Origin of the sequence: Pseudocitrobacter corydidari, from assembly GCF_021172065.1 — a bacterium.
Classification (GTDB): Bacteria; Pseudomonadota; Gammaproteobacteria; order Enterobacterales; family Enterobacteriaceae; genus Pseudocitrobacter; species Pseudocitrobacter corydidari.
The window spans coordinates 1,614,753-1,628,835 of record NZ_CP087880.1 but is presented as its reverse complement, the minus strand read 5'-3'; the positions used below and the strand labels follow the sequence as shown (position 1 = coordinate 1,628,835).

15 protein-coding genes are annotated in these 14,083 nt (G+C 51.9%); 4 read left to right on the top strand and 11 right to left on the bottom strand.

The window, feature by feature from the left end:
* Nucleotides 1-12: 12 nt before the first annotated feature.
* From G163CM_RS07525 to hxpB, 4 genes are all read right to left on the bottom strand, one after another.
* A complete protein-coding gene (locus G163CM_RS07525; protein WP_015964744.1) occupies nt 13-1,404 on the bottom strand; it encodes an L-cystine transporter in 1,392 nt (463 codons plus the stop codon).
* 131 nt (nt 1,405-1,535) lie between these two features.
* Complete coding sequence (locus G163CM_RS07520) at nt 1,536-2,126, bottom strand: metal-dependent hydrolase (RefSeq protein ID WP_231827526.1); 591 nt, start codon at nt 2,124-2,126, stop codon at nt 1,536-1,538.
* Between the two features lie 90 nt (nt 2,127-2,216).
* Nucleotides 2,217-2,978: a 2-dehydro-3-deoxy-D-gluconate 5-dehydrogenase KduD gene (gene kduD / locus G163CM_RS07515; protein WP_231827520.1), complete on the bottom strand. Its 762-nt coding sequence runs from the start codon at nt 2,976-2,978 to the stop codon at nt 2,217-2,219.
* Between the two features lie 153 nt (nt 2,979-3,131).
* Nucleotides 3,132-3,800, bottom strand: a complete 669-nt coding sequence (hxpB, locus tag G163CM_RS07510) for a hexitol phosphatase HxpB (protein ID WP_231827518.1) — start codon at nt 3,798-3,800, stop codon at nt 3,132-3,134.
* Nucleotides 3,801-3,945: 145 nt separating this feature from the next.
* On the opposite strand from hxpB, the gene G163CM_RS07505 reads away from it, so the two are divergent.
* Nucleotides 3,946-4,482: a YniB family protein gene (locus G163CM_RS07505; protein ID WP_015964740.1), complete on the top strand. Its 537-nt coding sequence runs from the start codon at nt 3,946-3,948 to the stop codon at nt 4,480-4,482.
* Nucleotides 4,483-4,518: 36 nt separating this feature from the next.
* On the opposite strand, the gene yciA is transcribed toward G163CM_RS07505, so the two are convergent.
* From yciA to G163CM_RS07485, 4 genes are all read right to left on the bottom strand, one after another.
* The gene (yciA, locus tag G163CM_RS07500) at nt 4,519-4,917 is read right to left on the bottom strand and encodes an acyl-CoA thioester hydrolase YciA (RefSeq protein ID WP_015964739.1); all 399 of its coding nucleotides are present in this window, start codon (nt 4,915-4,917) and stop codon (nt 4,519-4,521) included.
* A gap of 394 nt (nt 4,918-5,311) precedes the next feature.
* Nucleotides 5,312-5,848 carry a septation protein A gene (locus G163CM_RS07495; RefSeq protein WP_015964669.1) on the bottom strand — a complete coding sequence of 179 codons (537 nt, stop codon included), beginning with the start codon at nt 5,846-5,848 and terminating at the stop codon, nt 5,312-5,314.
* Nucleotides 5,849-5,902: 54 nt separating this feature from the next.
* Nucleotides 5,903-6,646 (bottom strand): YciC family protein, encoded by a 744-nt coding sequence (locus G163CM_RS07490; protein ID WP_149464592.1) that lies wholly within the window; start codon nt 6,644-6,646, stop codon nt 5,903-5,905.
* A 24-nt stretch (nt 6,647-6,670) separates the two neighbouring features.
* Complete coding sequence (locus G163CM_RS07485; RefSeq protein ID WP_231827516.1) at nt 6,671-7,075, bottom strand: YkgJ family cysteine cluster protein; 405 nt, start codon at nt 7,073-7,075, stop codon at nt 6,671-6,673.
* A gap of 276 nt (nt 7,076-7,351) precedes the next feature.
* Between G163CM_RS07485 and ompW the strand changes: the two genes are divergently transcribed.
* The 3 genes from ompW to G163CM_RS07470 all read left to right on the top strand — a co-directional run bounded on the left by ompW (nt 7,352) and on the right by G163CM_RS07470 (nt 10,463).
* On the top strand, nt 7,352-7,987 hold the full coding sequence (ompW, locus tag G163CM_RS07480; RefSeq protein ID WP_015964666.1) for an outer membrane protein OmpW: 636 nt from the start codon (nt 7,352-7,354) through the stop codon (nt 7,985-7,987).
* 461 nt (nt 7,988-8,448) lie between these two features.
* Nucleotides 8,449-9,291, top strand: coding sequence for a GGDEF domain-containing protein (locus G163CM_RS07475; RefSeq protein ID WP_231828342.1), 843 nt, complete (start codon nt 8,449-8,451; stop codon nt 9,289-9,291).
* Between the two features lie 275 nt (nt 9,292-9,566).
* Nucleotides 9,567-10,463: a diguanylate cyclase gene (locus tag G163CM_RS07470; RefSeq protein ID WP_231827514.1), complete on the top strand. Its 897-nt coding sequence runs from the start codon at nt 9,567-9,569 to the stop codon at nt 10,461-10,463.
* Nucleotides 10,464-10,700: 237 nt separating this feature from the next.
* On the opposite strand, the gene trpA is transcribed toward G163CM_RS07470, so the two are convergent.
* From trpA to trpCF, 3 genes are read right to left on the bottom strand one after another with little or no spacing between them, the layout of a single operon-like run.
* A complete protein-coding gene (gene trpA, locus G163CM_RS07465; RefSeq protein WP_231827512.1) occupies nt 10,701-11,510 on the bottom strand; it encodes a tryptophan synthase subunit alpha in 810 nt (269 codons plus the stop codon).
* Nucleotides 11,510-12,703: a tryptophan synthase subunit beta gene (gene trpB / locus G163CM_RS07460; RefSeq protein WP_231827511.1), complete on the bottom strand. Its 1,194-nt coding sequence runs from the start codon at nt 12,701-12,703 to the stop codon at nt 11,510-11,512. Before trpB ends, trpA begins: the two co-directional genes overlap by 1 nt.
* Nucleotides 12,704-12,721: 18 nt before the next feature.
* Nucleotides 12,722-14,080 (bottom strand): bifunctional indole-3-glycerol-phosphate synthase TrpC/phosphoribosylanthranilate isomerase TrpF, encoded by a 1,359-nt coding sequence (gene trpCF, locus G163CM_RS07455; RefSeq protein WP_231827509.1) that lies wholly within the window; start codon nt 14,078-14,080, stop codon nt 12,722-12,724.
* Nucleotides 14,081-14,083 lie beyond the last annotated feature (3 nt).

Here is a 14,083-nt window from a genome sequence, read left to right as displayed (position 1 = left end):
CGAAGGAAGAGGTTAACGATGCGCCAGTTCCGCATCATCCTCGCTGTTCAGAATTTCTTTATCCGTCTGGCGCAGCCATTGGCTTGTCAGGGTGCCGGCAGTCATGGAGCCGCTGACGTTCAGTGCGGTACGGCCCATATCGATCAGCGGCTCAACGGAAATCAGCAGCGCGACCAGCGTGACCGGTAAGCCCATTGCTGGCAGTACAATCAGCGCCGCGAAGGTTGCACCGCCGCCGACGCCTGCCACACCCGCAGAACTCACGGTGACGATACCGACCAGGGTCGCAATCCACAGCGGATCGAGCGGGTTGATGCCAACGGTTGGCGCAACCATAACGGCGAGCATTGCCGGGTAAAGACCCGCACAGCCGTTCTGACCGATCGTCGCGCCGAAAGAGGCGGAGAAGCTGGCGATAGATTCAGGAACACCCAGACGGCGCGTTTGTGCTTCCACGTTCAGCGGAATGGATGCGGCGCTGGAACGGCTGGTGAAAGCAAAAGTAATAACCGGCCACACTTTACGGAAGTATTTCAGCGGGCTGACGCCGTTCACGCCCAGCAGCAGGCCGTGTACGGCGAACATAATAGCCAGACCGATGTAAGAGGCCACTACGAAGCTGCCGAGTTTGATGATGTCCTGCAGGTTAGAGCCCGCCACGACTTTGGTCATCAGCGCCAGCACGCCGTAAGGGGTCAGTTGCATGACCAGGCGAACCAGTTTCATCACCCAGCTTTGCAGCGTGTCGATTGCCGCGATAACGCGCAGGCCTTTCGGCTCGTCATCTTTCAGCAGTTTCAGCGCCGCCACACCCAGGAACGCGGCGAAGATGACGATGCTGATGATAGAAGTTGGGTTCGCGCCGGTCAGATCGGCAAACGGATTTTTTGGCACAAAGGAGAGCAGCAGCTGCGGCACGTTCAGGTCAGCAACCTTGCCAGCATAGTTACTGTGAATGGCATCCAGGCGCGCGGTTTCAGCGGTACCCTGGACCAGACCTTCCGCCGTCAGGCCAAACAGGTTGGTGACCAGTACGCCGACCAGTGCAGCAATCAGCGTAGTGAACAGCAGCGTACCGATGGTCAGGAAGCTGATTTTACCCAGCTGTGACGCATTATGCAGACGGGCCACGGCGCTGAGAATCGAGGCGAATACCAGCGGCATAACAATCATTTGCAGCAGTTGTACGTAGCCATTACCAACGACGTTGAACCACTGAATAGAATCTTTAAGAATCTGGCTGTCGGAACCATAGATAAATTGCAGCGCGAGGCCAAACACGACCCCCATCACCAGACCGACCAGTACTTTTTTTGCCAGACTCCACTGTTTGTGACGCGTTTGCGCCAGCAGTAACAGCAGTGCCGCGAACACGATAACGTTCGCGATTAATGGAAAGTTCATCCCCGTTCTCCTGATTTCATTATATAGCCAGCCTCACCGGGCTGGTCAGATGTGAAAAGGTTAACAGAACTGGCGATCGTCGCTTATATCCAAATGGAATGGATTATGACAAAAGTGATAGTTTTGTGCGGTTATTGTTCGATCTGGTGATTTATAAAGCGATTAAAGGTCATTTGCAGCGAATTAATCATTCCCGATGACCAACGAACGGCGCTGTTTTCCGGCAACGACTGCGGCATCCAGACGGCATAAGCGAACAGCGCCATGCACAGAAAACGTTCTAGTTGATTGCCTTTTTGTGGCGCGAGTATCGGCAGACGAAAACGCCAGCGGCATGGCCATAGCAGCGGCACGCCCGCAGGGGTGAGCATATCGGCCAGAATATGGCTGAGATAGCCCAGAACCATTCCCTGAAGCGCGTCGGCGGGAACAAACCAGCTGTCCGGCACTTTAAGATAGAAAACCGTGAGCAGGGCGAAAACAGCCAGCAAACTGTGGGTGAACCCGCGATGGCCAAATGCGCGGGCCACGGGCTTCGACAGCCAGCTTAGCCGCTGACCGAGAAACGATTTCGGGTGATCGATATCCGGTAGCAGGCAGGTCAGCACCGCTGACGGCACGATATGCCACCAGTCGCCTTGCGCCAGCACAGGCGTAAGCTCGGCATTTTTAGCAAATACCGCACAGGCGATGGAAAAGAGCAGGTGGCCTTCCGCCGTCATGATAAAACCCGATAAAACTGTCAATTCATACAGTATAGGGTTTTTATACAGTAGGCGGAAGAGGTTACGGTGTAACTCTTTGTTAAAAAATTAACGCGCCAGCCAGCCGCCATCCACCGCCAGCGTATAGCCGTTGATATAGTCAGACGCGGACGACGCGAGGAATACTGCCGGGCCTTTTAAATCTTCCGGTGAACCCCAGCGCCCGGCGGGGATACGGTCGAGAATTTCTTTGCTGCGCTCAGCATCGTCACGCAGTTGCTGCGTATTGTTGGTCGCCATATACCCCGGCGCAATCGCGTTAACGTTGATGTTATGCTGCGCCCATTCGTTAGCCAGCAGACGCGTGATTCCCAGCACGCCGCTTTTAGACGCGGTATAAGAGGGGACGCGGATCCCGCCCTGGAAGGAGAGCATCGAGGCAATATTAATAATTTTCCCGCCGCCGCCCTGATGCAGAAACTGTTTCGCCACCGCCTGAGACAGGAAAAAAACCGACTTCAGATTCAGGTTAATCACGTCATCCCAGTTTTTTTCGCTGAAAGAGAGCGCATCTTCCCGACGGATGGTTCCGGCGTTGTTTACCAGAATATCGATGTGGCCCATCGCTGTGACCGACTTCGTCACGATATCTGCAATCGCATCCTGACGGCTGAGATCCGCCTGAATGGCGCTGAACCGACGCCCAAGAGCCAGTACTTTGGCGGATGTCTCTTCGGGTATTTTGCGGCTGACGCTAATGATATCGCAGCCCGCTTCCGCAAGCCCCAAAGCCATTCCTTGTCCCAAACCCGTATCGCACCCGGTGACAAGCGCAACTTTACCGTTCAGGTTGAAGGCGTTCAGTATCATAGTGACCTCTGTATGCTGTTATTGTCGTTATGGCTGATCCATACGACAAGCATAGAAGGGCGTGATGAAAAACTCAAACCAAAATGAAACGATGTTTCAATAATTTGACGGGCGTTGGATTTGCGGACAACCTGGCGTTGCCCGCGAAAGGTGTTAACCGCGAAGATCGCTCAGCGTTAAATCGGCTAAGGAGTGCAGTTTGACATTGGCCAGTACGAAGCGAGGATCGTTTTGTCCTTCTTCTGCGGGCACCACTACCGAGCGCATACGCGCGGCTTTGCTGGCAATCATGCCATTAACAGAATCTTCCAGCGCCACGCAGGTGAGCGGATCGACGCCTAGTTTCGCGGCGCAGTCGAGATAAACCTGCGGATGCGGCTTGCTGTACGGCAGTTTTTCCGCCGATGCCAGCGCATCGAACTGATCGCGCAGCTCAAACATAGTCAGCACTTTTTCCAGCATATGCAGCGGAGAGGCCGATGCAAGTCCGACCTTCAGACCGTTTGCTTTGCACAGGGCGACAGCTTCACGCACACCCGGCAGCAGCGGGCGAGTTTCTTCCACCAGACTGATGGCGCGTTCGATAATGCGCGCAGTGACATCTTGACGGCTCGGCCCGTTCCATGGCTGCTGGGCAAACCACAGATCCACCACCATATCGATGCGCAGACCCAGGGTATCCGGCAGTTCGTTGCGGCGGGTAATATCAACGCCAAGGCTCGCAATGACCTCCAGTTCAGCACGATCCCAAAGCGGCTCGGAATCGATCAGTAATCCATCCATATCAAAAATAGCGGCGAGTATCTGGCGCTCTGCGGACATAACAACCTCTCTGTTGAGTAACTTAGGCGATGAATGCCGTTTAATATGGTATATCATATCGCGCGTAAAGTCGGGAAAAATGGCTGCCAGCAGGTAGACTGATAAGATATAGCCTGACAAAAAGACGTCTGAACAAGGGGAACCCATGACGTATCAACAAGCGGGACGCATCGCGATTCTCAAACGTATTTTAGGCTGGGTGATTTTCATTCCTGCGCTCATTTCAACGCTGATCTCGGTACTGAAATTTATGTACGATCACAGCGAAAAACAGCCGGGCATCGATGCGGTGATGATGGATTTCGCGCACGTGATGATCGAGATGATGCGTTTCAACACGCCGTTCCTGAATTTCTTCTGGTATAACTCGCCGACGCCAAACTTCCAGCAGGGGCTGAACGTGATGTTCTGGCTGATTTTCGCGCTGGTGTTCATTGCGCTGGCCTTGCAGGACTCTGGCGCACGCATGAGTCGCCAGGCGAAGTTTCTGCGTGAAGGCGTTAACGATCAAATGATCCTGGAAAAAGCAAAGGGCGAAGAAGGAATGACGCGCGAGGCGCTGGAAGCAAAAATAAAGGTGCCGCACAACACCATCTTCCTGCAAATTTTTCCGCTCTATATTCTGCCGATTGTGGTGATCGTAATAGGTTACTTCTTCTTTAAAGTACTCGGTTTTATCTAACGGATTTTGGCGCCCGGTGAATGGCCGGGCGTCGTATTAGTCGGCAGGGATCGCACGCGGTTTGCCGGAAGGGTCAACCGCCACATAGATAAACAGCGCTTCAGTGGCTTTGTAACGCTGGCCAATCGGCTCAGACGACACCTTCTTAACCCACACCTCAATATTCACCGTAATCGACGTATTGCCTTTTTTTACACAGCGCGCATAGCAGCAAACAACATCGCCCACGGCAACCGGGCGCAGGAAGGTCATGCCGTCAACCCGCACGGTAACCACCCGGCCATGTGCAATCTCTTTCGCCAGAATCGCGCCGCCAATATCCATTTGTGACATTAACCAGCCGCCGAAGATGTCTCCGTTAGCGTTGGTATCCGCTGGCATGGCGAGCGTGCGTAAAACCAGTTCACCCTGCGGGGCGTCATTTTTCAGTGTCATTATAATCCCTGTGCTTATTCAAAAGACGTCGGGCGGGATGCTACTACGAAATGGGCAAGGAGAATAGTGAAACGCGCGTCAGACGGGGCTCGCGGGAGAAAAAACGTGCAATCTTAAGATAGTACATCGTGCTGAAGCCTGGGGAAATATTGGCAATTTCCGGTGATAAAAATGCAGGTCAGACTAAACTAAAATTGTAGCAATAGTCTGGGCGGGAGATTGAACATGTATACGCCACTCGTCGCGATTATTTTTATCCTCCTGACTGCGCAGGCGCTCATTGAGATGGGTGTTATTCATCACTAAGTTGCCTCAAGGGTTCCCCTGTGATGACAATAAAAAAGGCACACAATAAATGCTGTGTGCCTGTTTGTGTGTCCGAAAGAAGACGGTGTTACTTCTCTTCCTGCGGCATATGGCGATAGATGTAAACGCCGCTCAGTACGGTAAACAGAAGCGTCATTGCCGTCAGGCCAAAGACCTTAAAGTTGACCCAAATGTTTTGCGGGAGCCAGAACGCAATATAGATATTGGCCAGGCCGCAGAGAATAAAGAATACGGCCCAGGCGATATTGAGATTGGACCACACCGACGCAGGCAGCGTTAGTTCTTTACCCAGCATGCGCTGAATCAGCGGTTTTTTCATCACCCACTGGCTCACCAGCAGCGCACCGGCAAACAGCGCGTAAATCACGGTGACTTTCCACTTGATGAATTCATCGTTGTGGAAGAAGAGCGTCAAGCCACCGAAAACCGCGACCAGAACAAAGGTGATAAGCGCCATTTTTTCGACTTTGCGGTAGCGTACCCAGCTGTAGATCAGAACGATAGCGGTTGCGACAATCAGCGCAGACGTTGCGGCGTAAATGTCGTAAATCTTATAAAACGCGAAGAAGACGACCAGCGGTAAAAAATCCAGAAACTGCTTCATACTTCGATTCCGTACTCCAGTTGCGGCCCAAAGACAATCGGGCCTGCAGGAAAATTAGTTGCGAATAAGCATATACAAGCGGAATAAATAAATCAGCAACACGGCAGAGATAAGGTTGCTGAGCGTATTCACCACTACCGCACCAACGTTCGGCGTCAGCACGGCAAAGTTCGGTGCGAACACCAGTAACAGCGTTTTCGCCAGCAGCCAGCCGATGACCGCCGGTGCAACCAGGCGCATATTTGCCCACGCCAGTTTCATGCTGCTACGCATCGATACGAAGATACCCATTTTATCCTGCACTAACATGACAGGCGCGAAAGCCAGCACAATGGCCAACAACACGCCCGGCACGACGATCAGCATTACGCCCATCTGTACCATAAAGGTGGTGAGGAAGATCAGTATAAACAGTTTAGGCAGGATAGGCGCGCTTGCGCCAATGGCGCGCAGGGCACTGACGCGATGACCGGCAGAGACCAGTTGAATCATCAGCATGACGCCGCCAGCCAGAATGGCGTTGCCAATCAGCCCAGAAAACGTTGATGCCGCTGAAGCACGCAGCAGGATTTGCTGCTGCTCTGGCGTCATGTTTTGTACCAGATCAAACAGACCGACGCTTCCGGTGAGGTTGTCACCCTGACGTAAGAGAGCAAGCTGTTCATCGCTGGGTGTAAAGGCGTGACCAATCACCACGGTGATAAATGCGCACAGCAGCGCAATCAGCAAAATGGTTAAAAACTGATTACGGAAAAAATTGCCCGTGTCACGGTATACGGACTGCGCCGTGATAGACATGCACTCTCCTTGATTATACAGGTGTTAATTAGGCGCTGATTGTACCGCAGTTAATACACTCGTTGCAGCCTCAAGACTCGTATGGAAAAGCATATCTTTGTAAAGAGGAGGTAAGCCGTAGCGCGCCCGGGCACGATTACAGGCTTCATTCTCTTCGTCATTTTCACCCGACATGGCAAATTCACGGCAAGGCGAAGGGCGATTAGGGTAGATAGCACAGCTGACCCTGTGGCCAATTTCTCCCTCAAGTGACCCACAGCGCGGATGTTTGCTGTTGGTACCCATCATACAACGTAAAAAAGGCGTAAGGGGCTCAGTAAGCTGCGCAGGTACCAGACCACCGCCATCGTTGGCTTCAGCCCAGTAAAAAGAGACACGGAAATACGCACAACAGGCCCCGCACGTCATGCACGGATTCAAATCGCTCATAGCACACCTGAAAAAAACGCATCAACAGAAGTTGTCGCGTCTAAATTATCCAGACGCTTGCAAGAGAGCAAGTGGGGATCCGGACAATTCTGTTTCAGAAAAATACCAATGAAATTGATGTAGATACGTATCTTTCATCTCAACTAAATAAGCAAAAATTAATCCAGATCAACAAATGTTAAAATTTAACATTTGGTGTGATCCGTGTTGCGATCCAATTAACTATTTGTAGGTATATTTGTCACGACTAATAAAACCCCTAAAAAAGGAGTGGGTATGAAAAAATTAGCAGTGGCGGCCTTAGCACTTTCAACACTGTCTGGTGGCGCATGGGCCCATGATGCGGGCGAATTTTTCATTCGTGCGGGTTCTGCAACGGTGCGTCCAACTGAAGGGTCAGACAACGTTCTGGGTGCTCTGGGTGGATTTAATGTTAGTAATAACACGCAGTTAGGTCTGACATTTACCTATATGGCAACTGAGAACATCGGTATTGAACTGCTGGCGGCTACGCCGTTCCGCCACAAAGTGGGCACCGGCCCTACGGGTGATATCGCCACCGTTCACCACTTACCGCCAACCTTAATGGCGCAGTGGTATTTTGGCGATTCCAGCAGCAAACTGCGTCCATACATTGGTGCAGGTATTAACTACACCACATTCTTTGACAACGATTTTAACAAAACAGGTAAAGAAGCTGGTCTCTCAGACCTTAGCCTGGATGATTCCTGGGGCGCCGCAGGGCAGGTGGGGATGGACTACTTAATCAACCGTGACTGGCTGGTGAATATGTCCGTCTGGTATATGGATATCGATACCAATGTGAAGTTTAAACACAATGGCGAACGCCAAAGCGTCAGTACGCGTCTTGACCCATGGGTGTTTATGTTCTCAGCAGGTTATCGCTTCTAACGGCTTGCAAGGCTGGTCTTCTGCGGCCAGCCTTGCCCGTGCATCAAACCACCATTCCAGAACGCTTCACTTCAGCAAAAAATGATCGCTATACCGCGCCCATCCTCGTAGTGCGTCCAGCCAGGGATCAAACCATTGCATGATAGTGTGTACATCAATGTCCATCTCAAGAATAAAGCTGGTCACGGCTGCGGCGGCAATTACTAAATAATTCGTACACATAAGAACATCCTTATTCTTATTAAGGTATTAAACGAATTTACAATAATTGAATAATCGTCGGCGGGCAATATCAGCTCTGATACATTCCACTATGTTCCGGGGCGAATGACCGCTAGAATTAATATCAGATTACCTAAAATTACGATAACCATTTTGCCGTAAAGCCAGCAGGCGATATCAGGAGTACGTTAATGCCGACTGAAAACAGGATGGAAAAAACGGGCGTTCAGCCAGGACGAATGGGGTGGGTGGCGATCGTTTTCGTGTTGGTTGTCGTGGCAACCGTGTTGACGGGAAAGCCGCTGGGCAATGCGCAGCAAATCCTGCGTAACCCTGGGCTCTATATTGATGGTATTGGCCTGATATTCCTTGTCTTTATGTACTGGAGCGCAACGCGGGTTCGTCTTGCTCATGACGTATTGCGTTGGGTGCGCTATGGTTTTCTGCTGTGGATTGCGGGCATGACGTTCGATGTGATGGACGAAATTGTTCAGCAGCCCCGCTGGATGGGATTCTATTGTGAAGACATGTTGCGTCTGGCCGGAATGTTGGCGACGGCGGTCGGTGTCTATAAAATCATTCAGCGTATAAATATGTTGTATGTCGATGCGCGCTTTAAATCCCTGCGCGATGAATTGACTCAATTACCGAACCGTCGCTTTTTTATCGATACGATTCGGGAAAAAGAGGGGCGTCAGGTCTCACTGATTATTCTGGATATCGATTTTTTCAAACGCATCAACGATACCTGGGGCCACCTGATCGGCGATGAAGTGTTGTTTGCGCTGGGTAAACAGCTGCTGAATTTAAGTAGCGATAGCGTGATGCCTGCGCGCATCGGCGGGGAAGAGTTCGCCATTATCGTTGAGGGGCGTTCGGCGAGCGACATGCATCTCTTTGCGCAATCGGTGCTCGAAAATGCGAGAACGATTCTGGTCAATGGCGATCAGCCTCTCTCTATCAGTATTGGCGTGGGTTCACGAGATTTGGGCGAGGCGCAGGATTCGTTTATTCGCAAGGTGGACGAGGCACTCTATCGGGCGAAGAATAATGGACGTGGCCGTATCGAATGGGCAGAGTAAGCGTCTAATCATTCAGATTTAGATTTTTGTTGTAGAAAGACTTCCTAACCAGGAAGTCTTCATTTATTCTCGAACAGTATTATTGTAGTTTTCCTAATATTACAAGAGTATTCGTAAGAGTTATTAATTAGATTGTATTGTAATCAGGGCTAACTCTCCCTGTAATTAATTAAATATTGAGTGACGCATGCTATTTTTTGTCTTTCTTGACAAAGTTTTAATGAATTGTTGTTAATGTTTCACGTCACACGCTTAACGTTATTTTCGGAGGCCAGATGAACAGGAAGTTAAAAGAGATAGATGAACTGCTTACGGGATTGAATCGTTCTGTCGGGGGGCACTATCGCTGGCTGGTGCAGGCGTTCCGCCTTATCGCAAAACGCGACGGTAGCCCTGATGACATTACCAGTCTCGAAGCACATAACTGCTGCCAGTTTGGCGGCTGGTTGAATCAATATCTGGTCACTCATACCGAAGATAAGGGTTTTTTATTAACCATTAATGATAAACATATTCGGGTGCATGAAGTTTGTCGTCAATTAGTCGATTCGGTTTTACAGAATAATATACAAGAGACACTGTTTAATGATTTTGAACATGCCCTTCAGGAATTTGTCGCGGCCATAACTGTTTATCAGACACATTTATTACAGCTACGTATAAGTTATGATGCATTAACCAGTTTGCCGTTGAGAAGAATCCTGGATGAATCGTTCGAAAGCCAGGTTATAGATCGCAGCAACGGCGATCTGTACGTGATGATTCTGGATATCGATCATTTTAAACGCATTAACGATACCTACGGGCATATTATTGGTGATGAAGTTTTGCGCGCCTTTGCACAAAAATTGCAAAGCTGCACGCGCAATTATGAGCCGGTGTACCGTTTTGGCGGCGAAGAGTTTATCGTGATCCTGAAAGCGAAGGGTGAGGCGGAAGCGATGGCGGCTGGCCTGCGTATCACGCGTGCGATTGAGCATCATCAAATCAGGGTTGGGCAATACGATATTCCGGTTACCGTTACCGCAGGCTTAACACGGGCAATTCCGGGGGAATTGCTGCGTATCGTGCTTGAACGTGCCGATGGCGCGATGTACGTGGGTAAACAGTCAGGCAGAAATCGCTGCATGTATATCAATGACCAGGGGTCGATTGAGCGGGTCATGGAATAAAAAAAAGCCCGCACGAAGCGGGCAAGTAATACTGGAAGCAATGTGAGCAATGTCGTAACGAATACCTGAGTGATTTGCTCAACTATTCGTTAATGAGAAAGATAATGGTTCTCATCTAAGATATCAACCCTACATTTTGTGTTAATTGCATTTTTTCCGCATCTAAAAGAAAAAGCTGCCGGTTGGCAGCTTTTGCATATCAGCCGGGGGCGCTACGCTTGCCCGGCCTACTCAGCACTACGCATGGCGCGTTGCGGCCTTCATTGCCTGCGCAAAGGATTTCAACTCGGCCAGCATAACGTCGGGCTTATCAAGATTCTTCTCGATAATTTTCACCGTGGCAGAACCGGAAATCGCCCCGGCGGCACCGGCTTCAATTGAGGCATGCACCTGCTCTGGCGTAGAAATACCAAAGCCCTGTAACGGAGGGGCGGCGTGATATTCCGCCAGCTTTTCAACGAGGTGGTGCAGGGGAAGCGCAGCGCGGCTATCCACTCCCGTCACGCCCGCTCGGGAAAGCAAGTAGGTATAACCGCGACCGTGTGAAGCAATCTGACGCAGCAGTTCGTCATCGGCGTTCGGCGGGCAGATGAAGATAGGCGCTACGTTATGGCGCAGTGCAGCCTGGCGGAACGGGGCAGACTCTTCAACCGGCACATCGGCGACCAGCACGGAATCAACACCCGCTCGCGCGCATTCGGCATAAAACTCATCAATACCGCGGTTAAATACCAGGTTCGCATACATCAACAGGCCGATAGGCATGGTCGGATGTTTTTGGCGAATCGCCGCCAGCATCTCAAAGCACTGGGTCGGCGTGACGTTAGAGGCGAACGCACGCAGCGTTGCACTCTGAATGGTCGGGCCATCCGCCAGCGGGTCAGAGAAGGGGATCCCCAGCTCCAGCGCGTCCGCGCCGCCTTCAATCAGCGCATCGATAATCTTCAGCGATTGCTCGGGGTTCGGATCGCCGAGGGTGACAAAGGGAACAAATGCGCCTTCCTTGCGGGCGGTGAGTTGTGCAAACAGGTTGTCATAACGTTCCATCAGATTTCCCCTCGAGCTTTCAGAATATCGTGTACGGTGAAGATGTCTTTGTCGCCGCGACCGGAGAGGTTAGCCACCAGAAGCTGCTCTTTCTCCGGGTTTTCACGCATCATTTTCAGCGCGTGCGCCAGGGCGTGTGACGACTCCAGCGCCGGGATAATCCCTTCGTGACGGCTGAGTTCTTTAAAGGCGTCGAGCGCCTCGTTATCGGTAATAGAGACATACTCCGCGCGGCCAATGCTGTTCAGATACGCATGCTGTGGCCCGACAGACGGGAAGTCGAGGCCCGCAGAGATGGAGTAAGATTCTTCAATCTGCCCCTCATCGGTCTGCATCATCGGCGATTTCATACCGAAGTAGATGCCGACGCGACCATGTTTCAGCGGTGCGCCGTGCTCGCCAGTTTCGATACCGTGGCCCGCAGGCTCAACGCCAATCAAACCGACGCTGGTTTCAGTAATAAAATCGGCAAACATACCGATGGCGTTGGAGCCACCGCCCACACAGGCGATGACCGCGTCTGGCAGACGACCTTCTTTTTCCAGCACCTGAACTTTGGTTTCTTCGCCAATCATGCGCTGGAATTCACGCACGATGGTCGGGAACGGGTGCGGGCCTGCCGCTGTGCCGAGCATATAGTGCGCGGTTTCGTAGCTACCAGACCAGTCGCGCAGCGCTTCGTTACAGGCATCTTTCAGCGTGGCTGAACCACTGTGCACTGCAATCACTTCCGCGCCCATCAAACGCATACGAAAAACGTTCGGTGACTGGCGTTCAATATCTTTCGCACCCATGTAGATGCGGCACTTCAGACCAAGCAAGGCACAGGCGAGCGCCGATGCCACACCATGCTGACCCGCCCCGGTCTCGGCGATGATTTCGGTTTTACCCATGCGTTTAGCCAGTAATGCCTGGCCCAGCACCTGGTTGGTTTTGTGCGCGCCGCCGTGCAGCAGATCTTCACGCTTCAGGTACAGCGTGGTTTTGGTACCCGCTGTTAAGTTACGGCATTTGGTCAGCGCAGTCGGGCGACCCGCGTAGTTTTTCAGCAGGTCGGTAAACTCCGCCTGAAATGCCGGATCTTTTTGTGCGCTGACGAAGGCTTCTTCCAGTTGACGCAGCGCAGGCATCAGGATTTGCGGAACGTACATTCCACCAAACTCGCCGAAATAGGGGTTAAGTAACGTGCTCATTGTTGCTCCTTTCATACCTTAATATGCGCGCAGTGTCTGGAAAACCGAGGCCAGTTTGCTGGCATCTTTTACACCCGGTTGCGACTCTACACCTGAATTGAAATCCAGCCCGGCGCAGCCGCTTTTGGCTGCCTCTACGCAGTTATCTGCGCCTAATCCACCTGCCAGAATCACGTTGCTGAGATCGTGGCCCTGCAACAGCGACCAGTCGAAACGTTGACCGGTACCGCCCTGGCCGTTATCGAATACGTATTTATCTACGTGATTCAGATTTCGCGCGGGCAGGGTTTCGCCCACGCTGAGGGCTTTCCAGATTTGCACTGTCGCGGGAAGTTGCTCACGCAGGGCGTCGATATAGGCTTGGTCTTCATCGCCATGCAACTGGACGGCGGCGAGTGAGAGTTCCGTCGCGCGGGCGACAACATCCTGCACCGGTGCATTACGGAAGACGCCGACGTAATTCAAAGGCGCGGAGGCCATGACTTCGCGCGCCTGCTCAGTCGTCACGGCGCGAGGCGAGGTGGCGACAAAAATCAGCCCGCCGTAAATGGCCCCGGCTTCATGGGCGGCCTGTGCATCCTGAGGACGGGTCAGCCCGCAGACTTTATTTTCGCCCAGCAGCACGCGGCGGACTGCCGTATTCAGATCGTCGTGCGACATCAGCGCAGAGCCAATCAGGAAGCCGTTGGCAAAGTGGCTTAACTCGCGTACCTGGGCATAGGTGTTAATCCCCGATTCGCTGATCACCGTTACGTCATGGCCCAAACGCGGTGCGAGCTGGCGGGTACGGTTCAGGTCGATAGAGAGGTCGCGCAGGTCGCGGTTGTTGATTCCGACCACTTTTGCACCCAGCGCAATCGCGCGTTCCAGCTCTTCTTCATTACTCACTTCCGTCAGCACGCCCATTTTCAGGCTGTGGGCGACGGCGGCGAGCTGGCGATACTGTTCATCATCAAGGACTGAGAGCATCAGCAGACAGGCATCGGCCTGGTAAAAACGCGCCAGGTAAATCTGGTAAGGATCGATAATGAAGTCCTTACACAGAATCGGCTGGTGAGCGATTTTGCTGACGATAGGTAAAAACTCAAAATTACCCTGGAAATATTTCTCATCGGTTAACACGGAAATAGCCGATGCATAATGCTTATAGACACCTGCAATACGCGCAGGGTCGAAATCATCACGGATGACGCCCTTCGACGGAGAGGCTTTTTTACACTCCAGAATAAAGGCGGTGCGTGTACCGCGCAGCGCATCGTAGAAACTACGCTGCGTAGGCTGAACATCATTCTGGAACGTGGCTAACGGTTGTTGTTGTTTACGTGCTTCTACCCAAATCGCTTTATCGGCTACGATTTTTGCTAATACGGTCTGCATTTT

Coding starts and splice junctions, on each gene's coding strand:
- kduD (WP_231827520.1), bottom strand. CDS start 2,978: ATGATACTGAACGCCTTCAACCTGAACGGTAAAGTTGCGCTTGTCACC.
- G163CM_RS07525 (WP_015964744.1), bottom strand. CDS start 1,404: ATGAACTTTCCATTAATCGCGAACGTTATCGTGTTCGCGGCACTGCTG.
- G163CM_RS07505 (WP_015964740.1), top strand. CDS start 3,946: ATGACGTATCAACAAGCGGGACGCATCGCGATTCTCAAACGTATTTTA.
- trpB (WP_231827511.1), bottom strand. CDS start 12,703: ATGAGCACGTTACTTAACCCCTATTTCGGCGAGTTTGGTGGAATGTAC.
- G163CM_RS07470 (WP_231827514.1), top strand. CDS start 9,567: ATGAACAGGAAGTTAAAAGAGATAGATGAACTGCTTACGGGATTGAAT.
- G163CM_RS07495 (WP_015964669.1), bottom strand. CDS start 5,848: ATGAAGCAGTTTCTGGATTTTTTACCGCTGGTCGTCTTCTTCGCGTTT.
- hxpB (WP_231827518.1), bottom strand. CDS start 3,800: ATGTCCGCAGAGCGCCAGATACTCGCCGCTATTTTTGATATGGATGGA.
- G163CM_RS07485 (WP_231827516.1), bottom strand. CDS start 7,075: ATGAGCGATTTGAATCCGTGCATGACGTGCGGGGCCTGTTGTGCGTAT.
- trpA (WP_231827512.1), bottom strand. CDS start 11,510: ATGGAACGTTATGACAACCTGTTTGCACAACTCACCGCCCGCAAGGAA.
- ompW (WP_015964666.1), top strand. CDS start 7,352: ATGAAAAAATTAGCAGTGGCGGCCTTAGCACTTTCAACACTGTCTGGT.
- G163CM_RS07490 (WP_149464592.1), bottom strand. CDS start 6,646: ATGTCTATCACGGCGCAGTCCGTATACCGTGACACGGGCAATTTTTTC.
- yciA (WP_015964739.1), bottom strand. CDS start 4,917: ATGACACTGAAAAATGACGCCCCGCAGGGTGAACTGGTTTTACGCACG.
- G163CM_RS07520 (WP_231827526.1), bottom strand. CDS start 2,126: ATGACGGCGGAAGGCCACCTGCTCTTTTCCATCGCCTGTGCGGTATTT.
- trpCF (WP_231827509.1), bottom strand. CDS start 14,080: ATGCAGACCGTATTAGCAAAAATCGTAGCCGATAAAGCGATTTGGGTA.
- G163CM_RS07475 (WP_231828342.1), top strand. CDS start 8,449: ATGGGGTGGGTGGCGATCGTTTTCGTGTTGGTTGTCGTGGCAACCGTG.